This window comes from Terrabacter sp. Soil810 (assembly GCF_001429645.1).
GTDB lineage: Bacteria > Actinomycetota > Actinomycetes > Actinomycetales > Dermatophilaceae > Terrabacter.
In genome coordinates, this window is sequence record NZ_LMSW01000011.1 from 1423687 (window position 1) to 1442847 (window position 19161).

A 19161-nucleotide genomic window follows, 5' to 3' on the forward strand; every position below is an offset into this window, starting at 1 on the left:
GGATGCGGCGGGGGGCTGGACGTTCGGGGCCGTCGTCGCCGTCACCGTGGTGCTGGCGATGCCGGTGAGCCCGCTAGCACTCGCCACCGTGACCGTGGCCGAGAACGTGCCCTGGCTCTGGTACACATGGGTCGCCGTGGGGGAGGTCTGCGCAGGCAGGACCGTCCCATCCCCGAAGTCGAACGCATATGTCAGCGCGGCGCCCTGGGGATCGGTGGAGGCGGACGCGTCCGCCGTCACCGGCAGGGGCGCAACCCCATCGGTCGGTGTGACGGTCAGCACCGCGGTGGGTGGCAGTACGGGTGGCGGTGGGGCGTTGACCGTGACGGTCCCGCTGGCGGTGCCGGTGACGCCGGAGGTGTTCCGCGCGGTGACCCTGACGGTGTAGACCCCGCTGTTGAGGTACGTGTGGCTGACGGTTGGCTGGGCCTGCGGCGTCACGGTGGCGCCGTCACCGAAGTCGAACGCGTAGCTCAGGACCTGCCCCTGAGGGTCGACAGAGGCGCTGGCGTCTGCGGTTACCGCGAGGGGTGCGGTGCCCTGCGACGGGGTGAGCGTCAGGCCGGCGACCGGCGGCTGGATGGGGACGGGCACGATGTCCGGTTGCAGCTCGTAGGCGCCGAGGTCGTCATACAGGCGCGGTCCGGCCGCGAAGGCATTGCTGACGTTGGGGTCTCGCACTCGTGGGTAGCTCAGGATGTCGGTGGTCTGCTCACCCGGCACCCCGCTGTCGGCACGGTCGATGGCGGGCGATCCCTCCTTGAGCTGCAGGTTCCAAGACGGCTTGTCGAGGAACACGGGGTCAGCCTGTATCCCTGCGGCCTCCTGCCCGGACGCCGACTTCATCGCGGTCAGGGTGCTGTACGTCGTTCCCCACGCGTACATCACTCCCGACTTGCTCAGGTACACCAGGTTGTGGTCCACCAACGTGGAGTTCTGGGCGCCGTCCCATACACCGATGTTGCCGGCGCGGCGAGCGCAGGCGATGCCTGAATACGCTGGGTAGACGGCGTTGTCGACGGCGATGTTGTTGGCGATGCGGTAGCTCCCCGACGTCGCGCCTTCGAGGTTGATGCCGCTCGTGCAGTTGTGGAAAACGGTGTTCCCGACGATCGTGCCGCCGGTCACGTTGAGGTTGTCGATGCCGTGGTCCCCGTTGTTGTAGGTGACGTTCAAGGTGACCAGGTTGTTGTTGGCGCCGGTGTAGAGCTGGACACCCGTGTCCTCGTTGTCGTGGGTGACGTTGCGGGTGATGGTGTTGCCCGGACTGGTGACGTTGATGCCGGTGGCGTTGCGTTGCCACCCCTGCGCGTTGTAGCTCGACTCGTTGCTGCTGATCGTGTTGCCGGTCGACGTGTTGGTCACGTAGATGCCGGTGTCGCTGTTGTGGGCGGTGTCGTTGTTGGACACCACTGAGTTGTTGGTGGCCCGGATGCTGATCCCGGGGGCCGTCGCTCCCTGCACCTGCCGACCGGTGTTGGTGACGGTGTTGCCGGCGACGGTGATGTGGTCGCTCTTGGTGACATAGACCCCGTCACCAGTGGTCGCCGTGAAGGTGAGGTTGGACAAAGTGATGTAGCTCTTGTTCGAGATGTAGGCCCCGTTGGTCACACCATTGCCGATCACTGGGCTGCGGCCCGGCCAGCTGGTGATCGTGACCGGTGCACTGGCCGTGCCTGACACGGACGGCTTGATCGTCTCGGCGTAGCTCCCGTCTCCGATGTAGAGGGCGTTGCCAGGCTGCAAGCGGGCCACCCCCTTGGTGACCGTGCAGAACGGCGCCTCCTTCGATCCGAGCCCCGAGTCGCTGCAGGCCGAGCTCGTCTTGTCCACGTAGAAGTCGCTGGCAACCGGCAGGGCCGGTGGAGTGCCGATGACGAACTCGTCGATGACACTTCCGGCACTGCACGTCAGGTCCTCACCCGGTGTGGACTGGTCGCAGATCGCCTGCAGCTTGATCCCGGTGTCGCCGACGTCGACCCGCAAGTGAGACAGGTGCATGGCCCGGTTCGCGGTCCGCGCGTCTGTGCTGGTCCACGGCTGCTCGAGTGAGGAAGGCGCCCCCACCGTGACATGGGTGACGCCCTGGATGGGCTCGAACCGCTCGTAGTCGTGCGAGTGGCCGTTGATGTTCAGCACGTACTTGCTGTACGCCTCTCCGAAGCCGCCCAGAATGGACGCGATCTGCGTCTCGCCAGCGTGGTAGCCGGTCGAGTACGCGGGACGGTGACCATAGGTGACGATGTACTTGATGTTCGGGTCGTCCTGGGCCTGGCGCATCACCGGTCCGGCCTTGGACTGCCAGTCGGTCCACGCGCCGGTCCACGGCTCCGGGTAGGAGATGAACCGCACGGGCCCGGAGTCGAACCACCCCCAGTCGTCGCCGCAACACGAGATCGCCGGAGACCCGGGGGAGGCGGCGGCATTCGGCAGCAGCAGGCGACCCTTGTAGTTTCGCAGGTCGTCTGATCCCGGCACGTCGTACTCGTGGTTGCCCCAGGCGGGCATGTACGCGGCCCGTACGCTCCAGCGCATCACGTCGTTGAAGTGCGTGTCGACGGCACTTTGACCGCTGCTCCCGCTGTTGGCATACGTGAGGTCGCCCACCATGAGCACGAACGACGGGTCATCCGCGCTGATGTTGTCCAGCGTGGTCCCGAGCTTCCCGAAGTGCGCTGTGTCACCGATGTCCCCGATGGCATCGAACCGGTAGTTCGTCGTCGGCGGGGCATGGAAGGTGTAGTCCGGGCCTCCGCCGATCGAGTAGTGGTACGTGCTGCCGGCACTGAGCCCCCCGATCTCCAGCTGCCAGAACGGACCGGGTGACGACCATGGCATCCAGGCGGGCGCCACTCCCGTGGCGGAGTTTCCGTAGTCCGTCGTCGTCCCCCAGCGCACGTCGTTGGCCTGACCGCGCCAGTCGATGGCGACAGAGTTGGAGCCCGTGAACGTGTAATGCACCTCGTCAGACACTGTGGCGGCCCACGTCGCCGAGGGGCTGCCGCCAACGGCGAGCACCATCGCCGCGACCAAGCTCATCCCGGCACTGCGCAGAGCCAGACGTACCCGGGAGGTCCCCGGGCGCGAAGGCCGGGATGGTGGCCACGGAGTCATGCTTGAAACGCTATGGACTCGACCCTCACTCGTGGCCCGCCGAATGCCCGACCTGCTTCTACGACATTTGGATGACGCCGCAACAACCCGCAACTGAGGTCCGAGCGGGCCTCGATGCTCAAGTGTGTTGTCAGGCAGTGCAGGGCCAGGCTCGCCTGCCCGCGGCGAAGTCGTTCGCCGTGCCCGACCACACGACGGCTTCCACCGGGACTGCAGGCGGGCAAGCCCTTAGGCGCCGTCGTTGCCGTCGCGCAGGGCTTGGATCATGCTGCGCAGGATGCGGAAGGCGTCCTGGTGCTCGGTCTCGGTCATACCCCCCAGCATTCGCACCTCGACGGACCGAACCGCCACCGTGGCCTTCTCCAGGCTCCGTCGGCCGCGAGGCGTCAGTCGCGTCGGAAGAGCCTTGCCGACGGGTGCCTCCGCGGGCCGGGTCACGTAGCCCTCCCGTTCAAGGGCTTGGAGAAGCACGTTCATCGACTGGCGGGTCACGAATGCTCCTCGGGCCAGCTCAGAGTTCGACAAGCCCGGGCGCTGAGCCAGCAGCTCGAGGCACGAGTAGCGCGTCACGCTCATCCCGAGCGGCCGCAGCACGTCCTCCATGGCGGCGCGGAGGGCGCTCGACGCCTCTTTCAGCAGGTAGCCCAGTGACGTCTCCAGGTCGACGCCGACCCCGTGTTGACTCATGTCAGTAGTCTGACATACCGTCGTGCGTGTCAGCATCCTGACACGTAGCCAAGGAGGCAGTCTTGCCCGTCACCGGTCCCGATTTCATCTCACTCCAAGCAACCGACCTCAACGCCTCCCGGGAGTTCTACGAGCGGTACCTCGGTCTGGTCCGCTCGCAGGCCGGGCCGCCGCATGCCGTCGTCTTCGAGACCACGCCGATCGCATTCGCACTGCGCGACCTCGTGCCCGGTACCGAACTCGCCTCTGTTGCCCAGCCCGGCGTCGGTGCCGCGATCTGGCTCCACGCCACGGACGTCCAGGCCATCCACGATGCCCTGGACGCCGACGGTCACACCATCGTCTCGGCGCCCATCGACGGCCCTTTCGGCCGCACGTTCACCTTTGCGGACCCCGACGGCTACCACGTCACACTGCACGACCGCGCCTGAGGCCAACCGCCACAAGACGTTCGGGGTTCTCCGGGGAATGGGTTGCCCGTAGAGCCTCTTGGGGCTGACGTGCGCGAGAACCGTTCGGCCCCAGCGGTTCTCGGCAAATCTGGGATCCCGGGATCGCTGGACCTCAACCACCATCTGGCTCGGCTTCTCAACCCGGAAGAGTGAGGTCGGGCCCGTCCTGCCGGTGCCACCGTGGTCGAGCGAGATGGACGTGGTTCGTGGTTTGTGCGGAAGTGCCCGGGCAGTCAGGAGATCAGGAGTTCGCCATGCCGGAGTGGTTCGTGCTGGTCGGTGTGTTGGTCATCGTCGTCGGTTTCCTTCTGAAGCTGGACGTCATCGCTGTCGTCATTGCCGCCGCGCTGGTGACGACACTCGCGGCGGGCGAGTCCTTCCTCGCGTTCTTGGATCTCCTCGGCAAGGCGTTCGTCGACAACCGTGCGGTGTCGTTGTTCCTCCTGACGCTGCCGATGATCGCTCTCTCGGAGCGGTACGGGCTCAAGGAGCAAGCCATCAACCTCATCAGCAAGCTGCATGCGCTCACGCCAGGCAGGTTCCTGACCATCTACACCGTCATCCGGCAGCTCACGGGCATCTTCGGGATCCGGATCAGCGGCATGGTCCAGTTCGTCCGGCCGATCGTGCACCCGATGAGCTCGGCCGCGGCGAAGAGCCGTGGCTCGAGCTCCGAGTCGGACACCGAGCTGGTCAAGGCGGAGAGCGCGCTGTCGGAGAACATCGGGAACTTCTTCGGGCAGAACGGCTTCGTCGCCGCCTCCGGAGTCCTGCTGATCGTCGGCACCCTGACGGAGGCCGGCTACGACGTCACCCCGGAGCTCATCGCGGCCGCGTCGCTGCCGATGATCCTGATCGCCGCCATCGTCGCCGCCGTCCATTTCTGGAACATCGACCGCCGGCTCACCAAACACACCGCGGACGCTGAGGGGAGCGAGGTGGCCGGCGATGAGTGACCTCGGACCGGGGCTCCTCGAAGCCACCTTCGTGCTCATCGGCGTCCTGCTCGCCGTCACCGGCATCCGGGCGTTCCTCGACCACTCGAACCCGCGCCGGGTCACGACGGCAGCGTTCTGGCTGCTGCTCAGCATCACGTTCGCGTTCGGCGCCGTGCTGCCCGACCGGCTCGCCGGCATCATCGTCCTGGCCGTCGGCGCGTTGTCCTTGGCACGAGGTGTCAAGACCGGCACCTTCGACGAGGGCACACCGGAGGACCGGGGAGCGCACGCCCGACGGCTCGGGAACTGGCTGTTCGCGCCGGCGCTGTCCCTGGCCGCGATCGCGGTCCTGATCTCGACGTGGGCGCCGTTCGGTGACCAGTCGGGCTCGATCGCGATCGGCATCGCGTCGGTCCTCGCCCTGGTCATCGCCTGGGTCCTGACCCGTGCTCCGGCCCCGGTGGTCGTGGCGCAGTCCGACCGGATGATCCAGCAGGTCGGCCCGATCGGCATGCTCCCGCAGTTCCTCGCGATGCTCGGTGTCGTCTTCACCAACGGGGGCGTCGGCGAGGTCGTCGCCAACGGCATCGCCAAGATCGTGCCGGAAGGCAACCAGCTGGCCGGCGTCATCGCCTACTGCGTCGGCATGGCCCTGTTCACCATCATCGTCGGCAACACGTTCGCCGCGTTCACGGTGATCACGACCGGCATCGGGATCCCGTTCGTCATCGCGCTCGGGGGCAACCCCGTCATCGTCGGCGCGATCGCCATGACGACCGGCTTCTGCGGCACCCTGGTCACCCCGATGGCGGCCAACTTCAACGCTCTGCCGGTCGGCCTGCTCGAGATGAAGAACACCTACGGCGTCATCAAGGCGCAAGCACCACTGGCAGCAGTCCTGTTCGTCATCCAGGTCGTCCTGATGTACGTCTGGGCGTTCTGACCCAGGGAAGATGGAGGCACGTCTCATGAAGATCCTGGTCACCGGCTTCGAGCCGTTCGGCGGCGAGCCCATCAACCCCTCGTGGGAGGCGGTCCGTCACCTTCCCGACACGATCTCGGGCGCCGAGATCATCAAGGTGCAGATCCCCGTGGTGTTCGGTCGGTCGGCCGACGTCGTCCATGAGGCGATCGTCGAGCACGACCCGGACGTCGTGCTCCACGTCGGGCAGGCCGGCGGCCGGTTCGAGGTGACCCCGGAGCGCGTCGCCATCAACGTCGACGACGGCCGTATCCCGGACAACGACGGGAAACAGCCCATCGACACCCCGATCCGGGAGGACGGACCGGCCGCCTACTTCACCTCGCTGCCCGTCAAGGCGATGGTCACCGCGATGCGGCGGGCGGGGATCCCGGGGCGGGTCTCCAACACGGCCGGCACTTATGTCTGCAACCACATCATGTACCAGTCCCTCTACATGAGCGATCACGAGTTCCCCGGCAAGAGAGCCGGTTTCGTCCACGTGCCCTACTCGCCGCAGCAGGTCGTCAACCAGCCTCCTCAGCCGTCGATGGGAATCGACGACATGACGACGGCTCTGGCCGCGGGTATCGGCGCCATCGTCGAGTACGCCGACAAGCCCGACGAGCGCACCGTCGGCGGGTCCATCCACTAGTCGCAGCCCCGAACCGTCAGCTTCGGTTCCCGGGTTCATCGCGCGTCACAGGTGGACCGCGATCCGCACCCGGGAACGTCGTATCGAGAGGCAGGTCCAAGCATGGACGGCATCATCTTCGTGCTGGAGGCGCTGGTCGTCCTCGGGTGCATCCTCATGGGCACCCGGGTCAGCGGCGTCGGTGTTGGGCTCTGGGGCGGCCTCGGCGTGTTCGTCCTCGTCTTCGTCTTCCGTGAGCCTCCGGGCGAGCCGCCCGCGGCAGCCATCGCCATCATCCTGGCCGTCGTGACGGCCGCCTCGATGATGCAGGCGGCCGGCGGGATCGACTGGATGGTGCTGGTGGCCGCCAGGATCATCGAGAGCCGACCGAAGCAGATCACCCTGATCGCCCCGCTCACGGCCTTCCTCTTCTCGGTCGGGGCGGGGACGAGCAACATCCTCTACCCCCTCCTGCCGGTGATCTACGACGTGTCGTACCGCAACGGCATACGTCCGTCGCGACCGATCAGCGTCAGCGTGGTCCAGTCCGGCGTCGCCCTGGCCGCCAGCCCGGTCTCGGCAGCGATGGCGGCCATGCTGACCCTCACCGACACCCCGACGTACGGCCTGGGGCTCACCCAGATCCTGCTCATCACCTTCCCCGCCTGTGTCATCGGCATCGTCGTGACGTCGCTCGTCGTCAACCGAATGGGCGCCGAGCTCGCCGACGACCCCGAGGTGCAGGAGCGGATCCGCGCCGGGCTCCTGGCCGCACCCGGACAGGCCGGTGCGGCAGCCACAGCCGCAGCGCCCCCGGCGAGCACCGGCGCGGGCGCGACGGATGCCCAGGCCCTTGGGACCGAGGCTCCCCTGGAGCCTGCGTCCGCGCGGCTGACCGCGACCAAGGAAGGGCGCAACGCGGCCATGGCGTTCCTGACGGGCGTGCTGCTGATCGTGGTGCTGGGCCTCTTCCCGGACCTGCGCCCGGCGTTCGACTCGGGCGAGGGTCCCGTCCCGATCGACATGACCACCACGATCGTCATGGTGATGTTCGTCGTCGGTGTCGCGATCCTCTTCCTGGGCAAGCCATCGGTGAAGACGGTGCCCGACCAGTCCGTGTTCAAGGCCGGCATGATGTCGGCCATCGCCCTCTTCGGCATCGCCTGGCTGACCGCGACGTTCATCGCGGCCAACGAGGAGGTCATCGTCGAGACCGTCGGTGGGTGGGTCAACGACTACCGGTTCGTCTTCGCGCTGTCGGTCTTCATCGTCGCCGCCCTCACCACCAGCCAGTCGACCGCCACGCGGACCATGGTCCCGATCGGCCTGGCGGCCGGCCTCCCGCCGGGCATCGTCACCGGCATGTGGGCGGGCGCCATCGGCGGCGTCTACACGCTGCCGACGGGTGGTCCGCAGATCGCGGGCGCGAACTTCGACCTGTCGGGCACCACGAAGCTCGGCACCAAGCTGGTCGACCACAGCTACTTCGTCCCGATGCTGGTCCTGTCGGTGACCACCGTCGTCGTCGGCACCGCCATCGGAGCCCTCTTCTTCTAGGGGAGCCGAACGGCGGTTCGTGCGACGACGGAAGGGCCCGAACGCATCTCCTCACGCAGGTGACGCACGTCAGAGCCCTCCCGTTCAGCACCGAGGTTCGTGAGTCGCTGTCGTGCACCGTGTGCTGTTTCGACGGGTGGCAGGACCGACCCGTGGACTACGGGCCCAAGTGGTACACCATGGCGAGCTGGAGAGCGGCACGCTCGAGAGCGAGAACCGCCCCGGTGTCAGGTTCGACGCGAAGCCTGGGAACAGCGCTCTGCCAGGGAGAATCTGCCACCAAGTTCGGACCGCCGTGGCAACGCGATCGGCAGCCTTGAGGCCCTGCCGGCCGTCGGGCGTGGCGTCACCGATGAGGCTTGGTTGAGGAGCTAGTCCGTTGCGTGGCCCGGGGCCAACGGGTCACCGTCACCTGCGGTGCTGGTGGTCCAGCTCTCGAAACGTGCACCGCACGATGCGCACGTGTAGACGGCGAGGGCACCGTCCCCCTGCTTGTACGGAATCGCCTCAGGGCTACGGGTCGCTCCGCAGCTCGGGCACGTGGGGTGAGTGCTGCTGGTCGAGGGGTTTTCCATGAGTCGTCCGTCTGTGTTCGGCGTGGTGCCGATACAGACTCTCCTTCCGCTGGAGGGCCGGATGGGATGGGCCGAGTCCGAGGGTCCTTCTTCGCCCATACCCACGTCAGCAGGTCGTTCACCCCGCCTGCTGGCGGTCATGACAGTCGCCTCACGAGCGGCAGGGCGAAATGCGTGGATCGTCGTAACCGTTAGAGGCACCGAGACCCGGGTACGAGCCTGACGCACAAGCACTCCAACGAAGGGAGAAGCCATGACGATCCACGACTGGGACGCGTGGAACTACCGGGAGAGCACGGGGGTCTCGGACCGTCAGGACGACCTGACGGGCTTCAAGGTCCATGCCGCAGACGGTGACATCGGTCGGATCGACGGCGCCACTCGTGACGTGGGCGCCGGCTACGTCGTCGTTGACACCGGACCCTGGATCTTCGGCCGCAAGGTCATGCTTCCGGCCGGGACCGTGGAGCGCGTCGACTGGGACGAGGGGAGCGTCTACATCGATCGCAGGAAGGACCAGATCAAGGACTCGCCCGAACTGGGAGAGGACGACGTGAGCGATCCTGCGTATCGCGATCGACTGGGGACCTACTACGGAGACACCTACGACGAGCGCAACCCGCTCTGACCGTCTTCGTCCCACGATTGGGCGTGCTGTCGACCTCGGGTCGGCAGCACGCCCACTGTCGCGGTCTGATCACGGGGTCGAGGAGCCGTCACTGTCCCCGATCACCATGTGGGCCAAGGCGGTCACGGGTATGCCGGCCTGTGCCGCCGCCTCGTAGAGCTTCGTCTCCGCCATCTGGGCACTCACGCCGCGCTCGTTCACGAGGACCTGCACCGCGGCGCGCACGGTCTCGAGATCATGCAGTCGCCGAGGGGCTCGGGTCGCCTCGAGTCGCGTGCTGAAGCTGAGGTCGGCGTTGCTGACTGCGCCGGCCGCCCAGCCGCCGACGATGGTGGCGACCTCCTCGTGCCGACCCTCGAACGTGCTCGCAGTCCGGCCGTAGAGGTTGACGCCTCCGACGACTCTGCCGGCGTCCATGACCGGGATCGACAGCGTGCTGTGGATCCCCGCGGCGGCGCTGCTCTGGGCGAACAGCTGCCACCGGCCCTCGTCGAGCAGCTCGTCGTGGTCGACGGCCACGACCCTGCCCGTCCGTGCGGCCTCCTCACACGGGCCGTCGTCGGCGTACTGTGCCGCGTCGAGACGCGCGGCGTCGAGCTGGGTCGTCACATAGGTCAGCGTCAGCCCACGCCGAACGACCCCGACACTGAAGGCGACGACGTCCGGGACCCTCCTCGTGAGGCGGTCGTTGACCAACGCCAGCTGCTCGCCGATCGACACCTCGCCCTCCATGGCCATGCGGGTCAGCACGTCACGTGTTTCTGCTATCGGCTCCACGTACCGCACGTACCCACCACCCCGGCGCCGCCGTCGTCCGCCGGACAGAGTGCTGGCGTGACGGTCCCCAGGACCGCTGAAGGCCGGGTGTGCTGAGTCGCCGTGGCCTCAAGGCAGGCGGTGTGGTCCAGCACCGGTCATCGCACCTGGGGGAGCGCACCGGTGTCGACGAGCTCCTGGGCGACGTCGACGAGCTTGCGGTTGTTGTGCTGACTGATGCCGCGCAACCGCTCGAAGGCTTCGTCGGTGCAGATCCGGTGACGCTCGACGAGGATCCCGATGGCGGCGCCGATGGTGCGGCTGTTGCGCAGCGCGAGCTCGAGGTGCTCCGCCCGGTCGTCCGTGCGCGCGGCCTCGATCGCGATGGCCGCGTGTTCTGCGACGAGCACGGCCCGGTCCACTGCCTCCGGGTCGAAGGCCCCGGACGCGCGGCTGTAGAGCGTCAGGACGCCGAGAGGTGCCTCGTTCATGCGCAGGGGCACCGACAGCACGGCCCGGACGGGGGTGCGGGCGACCATCTCCCGCGCGTACTCGGGAAAGCGGCACTCCCGGTCCAGGTCGTTGCAGACCACCGGGTCGACCGCATGCAGGGCCACGATGCCGGGACTCGTGCCGGCACGGCCGGCGATGTCGGCCACGGCCGCCATCAGGGTCTCGTCGGTCGAGTCCGAAAGGCGAGCCCGATGGGCGGTGAAGCGTTCCGCGACCGCGACCGCCGCCCAGTCACAGGGCACGAGGTCCAGCGATCTTCTGGCGACCTGTCCGAGGGTCGGCATGAGACCCGAGGTCTCGGCCAGCGCGCGGGCGAGGGTGGTGAGGTCGGACGCTGCCCGTATGCCGTCAGCAGCGCCCGCGGTCGTGTCCGGGCGATACGTGGTCATGACGACATGATGGCACCGGGATGACGCCGTCGGGAGAGAGCGCGCGGGCCCGTTCACCCGAGCCCTGCGCCGCGTTCGGCCCGGATCCCGCTGGCATCACTCGTCCGTCGGTCACATGCCGGTCTGCGCCTCGAGTCGTCCGGACTCGACCGCGTCGACGAGCGCGGCGTAGTCGCGTTCGTTCTGGTCGGCGTAGGCCGACGAGAAGGCGGCGATCGCCCGGTCGAACGTGTCGCTCGTGCCCAGGTAGGACGCGATCGCGATGCGGTCGCCGGAGCGGGCATGGGCGCGGGCCAGGGTCGCGCCACAGACCCGGGCGTACGCCGTCATCGGGCCCGAGCCCATGGTGTCGACGTCGGCGGACCCCTTCCAGTCACGCAGCTGACGGAGGTAGAAGTCGCGCACCTGACCGTCGAAGCCCTTGACGCGCTGCCAGCCGAGGAAGATGTCGCTGGCCGCCTGCATCAACCTCTGGCCGGCGACGACCCGCTGCCCGTGGTTGACGTACTTGCTCTTGCCGACAAACCTCTCGAGGACGGACTCCTGAGCCTCCTTCGCCTGGAGGAAGAGCGGGTCCTGCCCGTCCCGTCCGAGGAGGAGGACGATCCAGGCCCGGGTGCCGACGCTGCCGACACCGACGACCTTGCGCGCGGCGTGGACGTAGTCGAAGGACTCCAGCAGCTCGCGGCGGTCGGTCTCGAGGGTGCGGCGGTACGACCTGATCAGACCGCGCAGCTCGCCCCCGACGTCGTCATGCCCCGTACCCGCCGCCAGCTCCTCGATCGGCACGATGAGGGGGGCGTCGGAGATGATGCGGCGATGCCCGTCGACGTCATGGGTGAGCTTGGTGAAGGCCTGCATGCTGTCTCGCGTGCGAGCCTTGGCCACGTTGGCCTCGGCCTTGGCCTTCTGCTTCTTCGTCACGCTCGTCTTCAGGAGCTCGAGCAGCTGCTCGACCTCGATGTGCGCGTACCAGACGTCGAGGTTGCGCGCGGCGGCGAACTGCTGCATCCGGCTCCGGTACTCGGCGACGCACGCCGTGACGATCGTGCGCCGGTCGGCGGGCGCGAAGCCACGGTCCCGCCCGGCGATCTCGAAGCTGGCCGCGAGGCGTTTGACGTCCCACTCCCACGGGCCGGGCAGCGTCTCGTCGAAGTCGTTCATGTCGAAGAGCAGGCGGCGCTCGGGGGAGGCGAACACGCCGAAGTTCGAGAGGTGCGCGTCACCGCAGATCTGGCTGATGAACCCCGAGCGCGGGGTGGGGGAGAGGTCGTTGGCCATGATCAGGGCAGCGCCGCGGTAGAAGGTGAACGGTGAGACGAGCATGCGTCCGTAGCGCAGCGGGACGAGCTCGGGCACCCTGCTGGTCGCCTGCTCCTCGAGGAGGGCGATCGGGTCCAGCCGGTTCGTCGCCGGCGCCCACCCGGCATGACTGCTTCTCGGCGTCTCGTTGCGGGCGGCCTTGCCGCGGGCCACGCGCTCCTGGGGAGTCAGGTGGGCCACCCTCCGGGCCGGCTGCCCCTCGCGTGCTCCCGATGTCGTCGATGACTGGGTCTCGCTACTCACGGTGTCTCCTCCGGGGCGTGACGCTTCGGGAAGGAATGCGTCGCTGGCTCTCCTCGACGGTGCCACCGCGACGTGGAGCACGCATCACCTCGTGAGGGCGATCTCCGGGCGGCGCCTCCGGGGACGGCCGGTTGCGGGCGCGGGCCGACCCACGGATCCTTGGCGTGTGGACGCCCCGACGGATCGACGGTCATGACGGTCGCGACCGTCGACGTCTGGCTGCGCGAGACACCGCCGGCGAGCGGAGCGGCGGGCATCGGGCCAGAGACGCTCGACGGACTCGACCCGCACGAACGCGAGCGGTGGGCGCGGCTCGCGGACCCGCGCGACGCCACGGCATACCTCGCGCTCCACGTACTCGCCCGTCGGGAGATCGGGCGGCTCGTCGGCCGGCCTCCGGAGTCGCTGCGATTCGACCGCACGTGCCCCGACTGTGGTCGGCAGCACGACGTCCCACGCCTGCTCGACGACCCCGGGATCCACCTGTCGCTGAGTCGCACCCGCTCGGTCGTCGTGCTCGCTCTCAGCCGGTCCGGGCCCGTGGGCGTCGACGTCGACCTCGTCGATGCGACCCGGTTCGGCGGTTACGAGGACGTGGCACTCCATCGTGACGAACGCGGCGACGACACAAGGACATTCGCCGAGGCGACGACGTGGGTGCGCAAGGAGGCCGCCCTCAAGGCACTGGGGGTCGGGCTCCGTGTCGACCCCACCACCTTCGTGACGCCGACGTCGGGCGTCCCCGCCGCGGTGGTGCCGGGGATGTCGTCCGTAACGGTCGTCGACCTCGACGTGCCGAGGCCGTATGCCGCCGCCGTCGCTCTGGCGTCACCCGCGGGAGCGCTGCGGGTCCGGCGCCACTGACACAGGTCAGCCGCCCGCGACGACCCGGGGGAGGGGAGTGGCCCAGAGCCACCTTTCGAGCAGCTCACGTGCGCGTCCCGCGGCCGCCTCGCCCGATCCAGGCGCCATCTCCCTCACGAAGGTCTCGACGTGCTCGACGAACTCGTCGGTGGACACCGACCCGTGTCGGTGGGTCGCGACCCAGTCGCGCACGAGGTCGAAGAAGGCGACGTCACCGAGCTGCAGCCGCAGGGCGTGCAGGGTCAGGGCGCCACGCTTGTAGACGCGGTCGTCGAACATGAGGTCGGGCCCGGGGTCGGCCAGGACGACGTCCTGCCGAAGCCTGGTGAGCCGGGACCAGTGGGTCGCGGCGTTGACCCGGACGGGCACTCCGTCGGCGTGCTCGGCCCAGAGCCACTCGGCGTAGCAGGCGAACCCCTCGTTGAGCCAGATGTCGGCCCACGTCTCGGGGGTGAGGCTGTTGCCGAACCACTGGTGGGCGAGCTCGTGCGCGACGAGGCGCTCGTGACGGCGGCGCCCGTCGAGCCAGTTCGGACCGAACGTGGCCATGGCGTGGGCCTCGAGGGGGATCTCGAGGTCGTCGGCCGTGACGACGACGGTGTAGTCGTCGAACGGGTATGGCCCGAAGAGCGCCTCGTAGAGGCGGGTCATCTCGGGCAGGCGGCCCAGGTCGTGCAGGACGTCGCGCTCTTGCTGCACGGGAAGCACGACGGTGATCGGCACGTCGGCCGGGGCCAGCGCACGCCGGACGTACCGACCGACGTGCACCGTCGCGAGGTAGGTCGCCATGGGGACGCCCTGCTCGAACACCCGCCGCGTGCGGCTGCCCCGGGTCCGGGTCGCGACGAGGGCGCCCGTCGCCACGACGTCGTAGGGCGAGTCGCACTCGAACGCCAGTCGGTACGTGGCCTTGGTGCGCGGGTGGTCGTTGCACGGGAACCAGGTCGCGGCGCCGTTGGGCTGCGCGGCCACGAGCGCGCCCTCGGAGAGCTCCTCCCAGCCGACGTCGCCCCAGCGCGTCGCGACGGGACCGGGCGTGCCGGCATACGTGATCACGACCTGGGTGCGCTCGCCGCGCGTCAGCGGCCTCGACGGGGTCACCACGACGCGGGGGCCGCGGTGGACCCACTTGGCTGCGGCTCCGCCGACCGACACCTTGAGGACGCGCAGCCCGACGAGGTCGACGACGAGCCGCCGCGCGTCCTCGAGGGCGGTGACGTCGAGGACGGCGCGACCGGCGAGGCGGTTGGTCGACACCTTGTAGTCGAGGTCGAGGTCGTAGTGGGTGACCTCGTAGGCCGGGTCACCACGGTCCGGGGTGTACGGGTCGGTGAGCGCGGGCACCTGCTGGGCGAGACCGCCCGTCATCGTGCGCCGACCTCGAGGTCCCCGGAGGCCGGCCCGGCAGCCGGCCCGGCAGCCGGCCCGGCAGCCGGCCCGGAAGCCGGCCCGGACGCAGGCCCGGACGCCGACGCGGAGGCCGGCCGGGACGCGACGCCGCTCCACGGCGCGATCGGGTTGCCCGTCCAGCGCGTCCCGCTCGGCACGGCCTCACCCCGGAGCACAAGCGAACCGGGCCCCACGGTCGCGGCCGACCCGATGCTGGCCGCAGGCAGGATCACCCCGTTGGGGCCGAGGGTGGCTCCGTCCTCGAGCGTGACCGTGTCCATGCTCATGATTCGATCATGGAAGAGATGGGTCTGGAGGACGCAGCCCCGGTTGACGGTCACACCGTCACCGAGGGTCACGAGGTCCGCCTCGGGCAGCCAGTAGGTCTCACACCAGACACCATGCCCGATCCGGGCCCCCAGGCTTCGCAGCCAGACGTTGATGGCGGGCGTGCCCGTCGCCGTCCAGGCGAACCACGGGCCGGCGACCATCTCGACGAACGTGTCGACGACCTCGTTGCGCCACACGAACGAGCTCCACAGGGGGTGCTCGACGGCGCCGATGCGGCCGACGACGACCCACTTCGCGAGGGTCGTCACCGCGGCGGCGAGGGCTCCGGCTGCCGCGAGGACGACGCCGCCCAGGGCTGCTGCTCCGGCGAGGCCGACGAGGTCGACAAGCCACTGGAGCGCCACGAGGACGCTGACGCCGATGGCGACGGTCACCATGACGGGGATGATCCGGCACAGCTCGACCAGCCCACGGACCACCTTGAGCCGCAACGGAGGTGCGAAGGTCCTCTCGTCGTCGGACCCCTGCGGCGGTCGTCGCAGCCGCACCGGGGGACTGCCCAGCCAGCTCGACCCGGCTTTCGACTTCTGCGGTGCGGCCGAGAGCACCGCGACGAGCCCGTGCTTCGGCACGCGCCGACCCGGGGCCGTCATGCCGCTGTTGCCGAGGAAGGCCCGCTTGCCGATCTTCGCGGGGGCGATGTGCACCCACCCGTGGGCGAGCTCGTAGCTCGCCACCATCGTGTCGTCGGCGAGGAAGGCACCGTCGGCGACCGAGGTCATCGACGGCAGCAGGAGCACGGTCGAGGCCTCGACGTCCCGTCCGACCCGCGCGCCCAGGGCGCGCAGCCACATCGGTGTCACGAGGCTCGCGTAGACGGGGAAGAGCAGCGTCCGGGCCTGGTCGAGCAGGCGCTCGGTCGCCCACACCTGCCACCCGACCCTCCCGCGCACCGGGTAGTAGCCCTCGCGCAATCCTATGCCGAGCAGGCGCACCAGCACGATCGTGATGGCGGCGAGCGAGACCACCCCGAGCACGGTCAGGACGGGCACCGCCGCGTATGCCGTCACGACCGCCTCGCGCGAGCCCGTGGCCCGGGCGACCGCCCCGCCGACGAGGAACACGCCCGGGACGAGCGCCAGGAAGGGCAGGACCGACAGGAGGACGCCCGACAGCCCGTAGACGGCGAGCCACGCGGGGGCGTTGGGTGGGCGCGTGGCGGGCCAGCCCGCATGGCTCGAGTCGGACACCCGCTGGGCGGGGGATCCGGCCACGACCCGACCCGGGCGCACGGACCGCAGGACGGTCGAGCCGGCCTCGACGACCACCCCGCGGCCGATGTGCACGTCGGGACCGATGGTGCTCCGAGCGCCGATGACGGCCTCCCGCCCGATGTGGACCAGGCCGACGTGCACGACGTCGCCGTCGATCCAGTAGCCCGAGAGGTCGACCTCGGGTTCGATGCTGGCACCGGAGCCGATCGTCAGCATGCCGGTGACCGGCGGCACCGAGTGCAGGTCGACACCCGTGCCGACCGAGGCGCCGAGCATCCTCGCGTAGTAGATGATCCACGGGGCGCCGGCCATCGTGATGGCGCCCATGGCGTCGGCGAAGCGCTCGGCGGCCCAGAGGCGCATCTGGACGCTCCCACCGCGCGGGTAGCTGCCGGGCTGCACGCCGGCGAGCAGGGTGCGAGCGGCCACCGCGGACAGGCCCATCCGCCCCAGCGGGGTGATGAACAGGAGCCAGCCGAACGCCAGCGCCCACCACGAAACGGGCTGCGACCAGTCGGCGAGGTCGGCGAGACGGAGCAGCTCGGTCAGGGTCGCGAGGCCCACGAGCCACTGCAGCCCCTTGACCGTGAGCAGGACGAGCGACACGGCGGTCTGCACGAGCTGGGTGCGGCGCGGGATGCGGCGCACGGTGCGCTCGATCCTCGACCCGTCGGCGGTGTCCATCGTCTCGAGGAGCTCGGCCTGCGCGCCGAGGCGAGGATGGGTGTGGATGTCGGCCACGGTGACCGTGGGGTAGCGCTCGCGCAGCAGCGACACCAGTCGGGCCGACGACAGGCTGCCGCCGCCGTGGTCGAAGAAGTCGGCCTCGACCGAGCGCACCTCGGTGCCGAGCACCGCGGTCCAGTGTTCGGCCAGCCACGCAGCGGTGCCGGCGAGGTCGCTCGGCCCGTCGTCGGCGGTCCCGGGCAGCGGCCACGGCAGGGCCGCGCGGTCGACCTTGCCCGAGGTCCGGGTCGGTAGCGCCTCGACGACGGCGAGCACCGGAACGAGCGCCGACGGCAGCTCCTCGTGCAGTCGCGCGAGAGCAGCAGTGCGGTCGAAGTCGCCGGGGATGACGTGCGGGTCGACCTGACCGCGTTGCTCGGGGACGACGTAGCCGACGAGCACCTGGCTGCCGGCACTCGTGGTCTTGACCGCTGCGGCAGCGCCCGACACCCCGGGCAGGGACTGCAGCGCGGCGTCGACCTCGCCGAGCTCGATCCGCCGGCCGCCGAGCTTGACCTGCTCGTCGGCCCGGCCGACGAAGACGAGGCCCTCCGGGTCGTTCACGACGAGGTCGCCCGAGCGGTAGGCGCGCGTCCATCCCAGGGTCGGCATGGGCGCGTACTTCTCCGCGTCCTTGGCCGGGTCGAGGTAGCGGGCCAGGCCGACCCCGCCGATGATGAGCTGGCCCGTCTCGCCCGTCGCGACCGGACGGTCGTCGGGGCCGACGACGGCGAGGTCCCAGCCGTCGAGGGGTAGGCCGATCCGGATCGGGGTCGTACCGTCGAGCCGGGCTCCGCACGCGACGACGGTCGCCTCGGTCGGACCGTAGGTGTTCCACACCTCGCGGTCAGGCGCGACGAGCCGCTCGGCGAGCTCGGGCGGGCACGCCTCGCCGCCGAAGATCAGCAGGCGCACCGGCTCGAGCGCCTCGGCGGGCCAGAGCGCCGCGAGCGTCGGGACGGTGGAGACGACCGTGACGTCCTGGGCCACGAGCCACGGCCCGAGATCCATGCCGGTGCGCACCAGGCTCCGGGGGGCCGGGACCAGGCATGCCCCATGGCCCCACGCGAGCCACATCTCCTCGCAGGAGGCGTCGAAGGCCACCGAGAGCCCGGCAAGCACCCGGTCACCGGGCCCGATCGGACTGTCCTGCAAGAACATCCGGGCCTCCGCGTCGACAAAAGCGGCTGCCGAACGGTGCGAGACGGCAACGCCCTTGGGCACGCCGGTCGACCCGGAGGTGAAGATCACCCACGCGTCGTCGTCCACCCGCACGTCCGGCAGGGGAGTGGGCTGGTGGCGACCCTCGCGCGCCCCGCGCGGTGCGGGTCGGCGTACGGTCCTCACGGACGACGAGCCCGACGAGGGCACCGAGATCTGGCGACGGGCCCCGACGACGGCTGCCACGGCGGCCTCGGAGAAGACGAGGTCGGCTCGCTCCTGCGGGTCGTCGACGTCGACGGGGACGTAGGCCGCTCCCGCGTGGAGGATGCCGAGCACGGCGACGTAGAGGTCGGTCGTCCCCGAGGGCACCCGGACGCCGACCCGGTCGCCACGGCGTACGCCCGCAGCCTTGAGCTCCTTGGCCATCCGCCGCGCCTGCTCGGTCAGCTCGGTATAGGTCAGGACGGTCACCGTGTCGTCGAGCGCCGGCGCGTCGGGGTGGCACGCGGTGACGTCGGCGAGCACGTCGACGAGCGTCCGGGGCGTGGCGGCGCGGTCGCCGGCCAGCAGGGGGTCCACCACGCGCGCTCCTCGTCAGGGTCGCCGCGGACGCGTCGACCACACTGCCGAACCTAACGCTGCCGGGTGAACGATGGGTGCAGGTTCGACGACGTCGGCGCGTA

14 protein-coding genes are annotated in these 19161 nt (G+C 69.6%); 7 read left to right on the plus strand and 7 right to left on the minus strand.

The window, feature by feature from the left end:
* Both ASG96_RS12500 and ASG96_RS12505 read right to left on the minus strand, forming a co-directional pair.
* On the minus strand, positions 1-3039 hold a 3039-nt coding region (locus ASG96_RS12500), incomplete at its 3' end, for a PKD domain-containing protein (RefSeq protein WP_162262038.1).
* Positions 3040-3342: 303 nt separating this feature from the next.
* The gene (locus ASG96_RS12505) at positions 3343-3801 is read right to left on the minus strand and encodes a MarR family winged helix-turn-helix transcriptional regulator (RefSeq protein ID WP_056756477.1); all 459 of its coding nucleotides are present in this window, start codon (positions 3799-3801) and stop codon (positions 3343-3345) included.
* 62 nt (positions 3802-3863) lie between these two features.
* Here ASG96_RS12505 and ASG96_RS12510 point away from each other — a divergent pair, with 62 nt between their 5' ends.
* The 6 genes from ASG96_RS12510 to ASG96_RS12535 all read left to right on the plus strand — a co-directional run bounded on the left by ASG96_RS12510 (position 3864) and on the right by ASG96_RS12535 (position 9546).
* Positions 3864-4232: a VOC family protein gene (locus tag ASG96_RS12510; protein ID WP_056756481.1), complete on the plus strand. Its 369-nt coding sequence runs from the start codon at positions 3864-3866 to the stop codon at positions 4230-4232.
* Positions 4233-4507: 275 nt separating this feature from the next.
* Positions 4508-5209, plus strand: coding sequence for a 5-oxoproline transporter, DUF969 family subunit (locus ASG96_RS12515; RefSeq protein WP_056756483.1), 702 nt, complete (start codon positions 4508-4510; stop codon positions 5207-5209).
* Positions 5202-6134, plus strand: coding sequence for a DUF979 domain-containing protein (locus tag ASG96_RS12520; protein ID WP_056756485.1), 933 nt, complete (start codon positions 5202-5204; stop codon positions 6132-6134). The genes ASG96_RS12515 and ASG96_RS12520 overlap by 8 nt, the downstream gene beginning before the upstream one ends.
* Positions 6135-6159: 25 nt before the next feature.
* On the plus strand, positions 6160-6807 hold the full coding sequence (pcp, locus tag ASG96_RS12525; protein ID WP_056756488.1) for a pyroglutamyl-peptidase I: 648 nt from the start codon (positions 6160-6162) through the stop codon (positions 6805-6807).
* A 102-nt stretch (positions 6808-6909) separates the two neighbouring features.
* The gene (locus ASG96_RS12530; RefSeq protein ID WP_057588098.1) at positions 6910-8343 is read left to right on the plus strand and encodes an anaerobic C4-dicarboxylate transporter family protein; all 1434 of its coding nucleotides are present in this window, start codon (positions 6910-6912) and stop codon (positions 8341-8343) included.
* 828 nt (positions 8344-9171) lie between these two features.
* Positions 9172-9546 carry a hypothetical protein gene (locus ASG96_RS12535; protein WP_056756494.1) on the plus strand — a complete coding sequence of 125 codons (375 nt, stop codon included), beginning with the start codon at positions 9172-9174 and terminating at the stop codon, positions 9544-9546.
* A gap of 69 nt (positions 9547-9615) precedes the next feature.
* On the opposite strand, the gene ASG96_RS12540 is transcribed toward ASG96_RS12535, so the two are convergent.
* The 3 genes from ASG96_RS12540 to ASG96_RS12550 form a co-directional block, all read right to left on the minus strand.
* Positions 9616-10296 (minus strand): GAF domain-containing protein, encoded by a 681-nt coding sequence (locus ASG96_RS12540; protein ID WP_057588099.1) that lies wholly within the window; start codon positions 10294-10296, stop codon positions 9616-9618.
* A gap of 164 nt (positions 10297-10460) precedes the next feature.
* The gene (locus tag ASG96_RS12545) at positions 10461-11204 is read right to left on the minus strand and encodes a GAF and ANTAR domain-containing protein (protein ID WP_056756498.1); all 744 of its coding nucleotides are present in this window, start codon (positions 11202-11204) and stop codon (positions 10461-10463) included.
* A gap of 111 nt (positions 11205-11315) precedes the next feature.
* Positions 11316-12770: a DUF2252 domain-containing protein gene (locus ASG96_RS12550; RefSeq protein ID WP_082591754.1), complete on the minus strand. Its 1455-nt coding sequence runs from the start codon at positions 12768-12770 to the stop codon at positions 11316-11318.
* Positions 12771-12962: 192 nt separating this feature from the next.
* On the opposite strand from ASG96_RS12550, the gene ASG96_RS12555 reads away from it, so the two are divergent.
* On the plus strand, positions 12963-13634 hold the full coding sequence (locus ASG96_RS12555; RefSeq protein WP_057588103.1) for a 4'-phosphopantetheinyl transferase superfamily protein: 672 nt from the start codon (positions 12963-12965) through the stop codon (positions 13632-13634).
* A 6-nt stretch (positions 13635-13640) separates the two neighbouring features.
* On the opposite strand, the gene ASG96_RS12560 is transcribed toward ASG96_RS12555, so the two are convergent.
* Together ASG96_RS12560 and ASG96_RS12565 are read right to left on the minus strand one after the other, a co-directional pair.
* Positions 13641-15002 (minus strand): M1 family metallopeptidase, encoded by a 1362-nt coding sequence (locus tag ASG96_RS12560; RefSeq protein WP_057588426.1) that lies wholly within the window; start codon positions 15000-15002, stop codon positions 13641-13643.
* Entirely contained in the window at positions 14999-19060 is a 4062-nt protein-coding gene (locus ASG96_RS12565; RefSeq protein WP_057588105.1) for a Pls/PosA family non-ribosomal peptide synthetase, read from the minus strand. Before ASG96_RS12565 ends, ASG96_RS12560 begins: the two co-directional genes overlap by 4 nt.
* Between the last annotated feature and the right edge of the window lie 101 nt (positions 19061-19161).

What these genes read in the sequence shown, in the direction of transcription:
- ASG96_RS12535 (WP_056756494.1), top strand. Translation starts at nt 9,172, where the DNA reads ATGACGATCCACGACTGGGACGCGTGGAACTACCGGGAGAGCACGGGG.
- ASG96_RS12505 (WP_056756477.1), bottom strand. Translation starts at nt 3,801, where the DNA reads ATGAGTCAACACGGGGTCGGCGTCGACCTGGAGACGTCACTGGGCTAC.
- ASG96_RS12555 (WP_057588103.1), top strand. Translation starts at nt 12,963, where the DNA reads ATGACGGTCGCGACCGTCGACGTCTGGCTGCGCGAGACACCGCCGGCG.
- ASG96_RS12515 (WP_056756483.1), top strand. Translation starts at nt 4,508, where the DNA reads ATGCCGGAGTGGTTCGTGCTGGTCGGTGTGTTGGTCATCGTCGTCGGT.
- ASG96_RS12560 (WP_057588426.1), bottom strand. Translation starts at nt 15,002, where the DNA reads ATGACGGGCGGTCTCGCCCAGCAGGTGCCCGCGCTCACCGACCCGTAC.
- ASG96_RS12545 (WP_056756498.1), bottom strand. Translation starts at nt 11,204, where the DNA reads ATGACCACGTATCGCCCGGACACGACCGCGGGCGCTGCTGACGGCATA.
- ASG96_RS12520 (WP_056756485.1), top strand. Translation starts at nt 5,202, where the DNA reads ATGAGTGACCTCGGACCGGGGCTCCTCGAAGCCACCTTCGTGCTCATC.
- pcp (WP_056756488.1), top strand. Translation starts at nt 6,160, where the DNA reads ATGAAGATCCTGGTCACCGGCTTCGAGCCGTTCGGCGGCGAGCCCATC.
- ASG96_RS12530 (WP_057588098.1), top strand. Translation starts at nt 6,910, where the DNA reads ATGGACGGCATCATCTTCGTGCTGGAGGCGCTGGTCGTCCTCGGGTGC.